This is a genomic window from Pseudomonas sp. HMSC063H08 (genome assembly GCF_001813645.1).
Taxonomy (GTDB): Bacteria; Pseudomonadota; Gammaproteobacteria; order Pseudomonadales; family Pseudomonadaceae; genus Pseudomonas; species Pseudomonas aeruginosa.
Window position 1 is genome coordinate 1 of sequence record NZ_KV813508.1, and the last position, 3111, is coordinate 3111.

Genomic DNA, 3111 nt, shown 5'->3' on the forward strand with positions numbered 1-3111 from the left:
GACCGCGACCTGATCCGCGACCGCCAGCAGCGCCTGCTGGACGAACAGCGCAAGCGCCTGGAGGAACTCCAGCAACTGCCCGGCAAGGGAGCGCCCGCCGCTGCGGATGCCTCCGGCGACGACGAGCGCTGCTTCGAGATCCGCCGCATCGAGCTGGAAGGCGCCGGGCACCTCGGCGAAAGCGCGCGTCGCCAACTGCTGGCGCCCTACCAGGGGCGCTGCCTGGGCGTCGGCCAGCTCAATGCGTTGCTCAAGGCCGTCACCGACCATTCCCTGGATCGCGGCTACGTCACCACCCGCGCCTACCTGCCACAGCAGGACCTGGCCTCCGGGACCCTGCGCATCATCGTCGTCGAAGGCCGCCTGGAGGGCCTGGACAGCTCCGCGCTGGCCAGCCCGCGCGAACTGGCGATGAGCTTTCCGGGCAGGACCGGCGAGCTGCTCGACCTGCGCGAACTGGAGCAACTGGTCGACCAGTTGAGCCGCCTGCCGTCGCGCCAGGCGCAACTGGAGCTGGTGCCCGGCAGCGAGGTCGGGGGCAGCCGGGTGCGTCTCAAGGGTGAGCGCGACAAGCCCTGGCGGGTCTCCGCCACGCGCAACAACGACGGCGACGTCAGCACCGGCGAGCAGCAGATGGGCCTGGGCCTGGACTGGGACAGCCCGCTGGGCCTGGCCGACCAGCTCAACCTGCGCGCCAACCGCGACGCGGTGACCGACCGCTGGCGCCATTCCGACAGCCAGAGCCTGTTCTACAGCCTGCCCTGGGGCTGGTGGACCTTCACCTACGGCTACAGCCAGAGCGACTACCGCACGCGCAACGAGGCCAGCGGCTTCCCCTTCAAGCTCGATGGCGACAGCCGCAGCCATCAGTTCCGCGCCGAACGCGTGCTGCACCGCGACGGTGTGAGCAAGACCGCCATGAGCCTGGGGCTCAGCCACCAGCGCACCAACAACTATGTCGAAGACACCCGCCTGGAAGACCAGAGCACGCGGATCACCGAGACCCAGCTCGGCTTCAACCATGGCCGGCGGATCGGCAGTGGCTTCGTCAACCTCGACCTCGGCTGGCAGCAGGGCATCGGCGCCCTTGGCGCGCAGGGTCGCGGCCACCCGCACGCGGGCGATCCGAATGCGCGCTACGACAAGTACAGCCTGACCCTCAGCTACCTGCAGCCGTTCCAGCTATGGGGCGAGCGCTTCAGCTTCGACAGCCTGGCCACCGGGCAAAGGAGCGAGGACGTGCTGTTCAGCCCGCAGCGCATCAGCCTCGGCGGCAACAGCTCGGTGCGCGGCTTCAAGGACCAGACCCTGACCGGCGACAGCGGCGGCTACTGGCGCAACCAGTTGCGCTGGCGGCGTGCGGTGGAATGGGCGCCGCTGCGGCCCTGGCTGCAGGAATACGGCGTGGCCTTCGCCTACGACGTCGGCGTGATCCGCCACGACCGCTACAACGACGGCGCCAGCGGGCGCATGAGCGGCAACGCCATCGAACTGGATGCCCGCGGCCGCTATTTCGCCGCCAGCGTCGGCTTCGCCCGCTCGCTGGAGCGGCCCAGCGCCATCGAGCGGCGCGAGCACCCGATCTATTTCCGGGTCGACGCGTTCTTCTGAAGACGCGGCGACCTCCTGAACGCTTTAGGAAAGCGCCTACCTGCATCGAGGCCCTTTCCTTGGAAAACCTTGCTTAACCTCGCCGGGCCCCTACCCGCCAAGGAGTAACGATATGGACATCCGCAGCCCGCTGAACCAGTGCATCGCCCTGTCCCTGGCCGGCATCCTGTTCCTCAACCCGATCGTCGCCGCGGCGGCGGGGCTGGCGCTGGACAAGGCCGCCGGCGGCAACACCGGCCTGGGCCAGGCGGGCAACGGCGTGCCCATCGTCAATATCGCCACGCCCAACGGCGCCGGGCTGTCGAACAACCATTTCCGCGACTACAACGTCGGCGCCAACGGGCTGATCCTCAACAACGCTACCGGCAAGACCCAGGGTACCCAGCTCGGCGGGATCATCCTCGGCAACCCCAACCTCAAGGGCCAGGCGGCGCAGGTGATCCTCAACCAGGTCACTGGCGGCAACCGCAGCACCCTGGCCGGCTACACCGAGGTGGCCGGGCAGTCGGCGCGGGTGATCGTCGCCAACCCGCACGGCATCACCTGCCAGGGCTGCGGCTTCATCAACACGCCGCGCGCGACCCTCACCACCGGCAAGCCGATCATGGACGGCCAGCGCCTGGAGCGCTTCCAGGTGGACGGCGGCGACATCGTCGTCGAAGGCGCCGAACTGAACGTCGGCAACCTCGAACAGTTCGACCTGATCACCCGCAGCGCCAAGCTCAACGCCAAGCTCTACGCGAAGAACCTCAACATCGTCACCGGCCGCAACGACGTCCAGGCCGACAGCCTGCAGGCCACGCCGCGCGCCGCCGATGGCAGCGAGAAGCCACAGCTGGCGATCGACAGCTCGGCGCTGGGCGGGATGTACGCCGGGGCGATCCGCCTGGTCGGCACCGAGCAGGGCGTGGGGGTGAAGCTGGCCGGCGACATGGCCGCCAGCGGCGGCGACATCCGCATCGACGCCAGCGGCAAGCTGAGCCTGGCCCAGGCCTCCAGCCAGGGCGACCTGAAGATCGCGGCCCAGGCCGTGGAGCTGAACGGCAAGACCTACGCCGGCGGCAGCGCCGAGATCCGCAGCGCGGAGGAACTGGTCAACCGGCAGAGCCTGGCGGCGCGCGAACGCATCGCGCTGGAGGCGGCGCATACCGACAACGCCGGGGTGATCGAAGCCGGCGTCGAGCCAGACGAGCGGCGCAACGCGCGCGGCGACCTCGAGCTGCGCAGCGGCACCCTGCGCAACGCCGGCAGCCTGGTGGCCAGCCGCGCGCTGGAAGCGAAGGCGAGCCAGGCGCTGGACAACCAGGGCGGCAGCCTGAAGGGGGCGACCGTCCGGGTCGACGGCGGGCACCTGGACAACCGTGGCGGCAAGCTGCTCGCCGAGGGCGAACTGCGGGTCGAGGCGAGCAGCCTGGACAACCGCCAGGACGGCCTGTTGCAGAGCCGGGACCGCGCCGTGGTCAAGACCCGTGGCGATCTCGACAACCGTGGCGGCCAGGT

General features: G+C 69.8%; 2 protein-coding genes. Both read left to right on the forward strand.

What is annotated here, in order from left to right:
• The coding region (gene tpsB1 / locus HMPREF2924_RS21305; protein WP_070700631.1) for a two-partner secretion system transporter TpsB1 at window positions 1-1611 on the forward strand (1611 nt) is incomplete at its 5' end.
• A 112-nt stretch (window positions 1612-1723) separates the two neighbouring features.
• On the forward strand, window positions 1724-3111 hold a 1388-nt coding region (locus tag HMPREF2924_RS21310), incomplete at its 3' end, for a filamentous hemagglutinin N-terminal domain-containing protein (protein ID WP_034083810.1).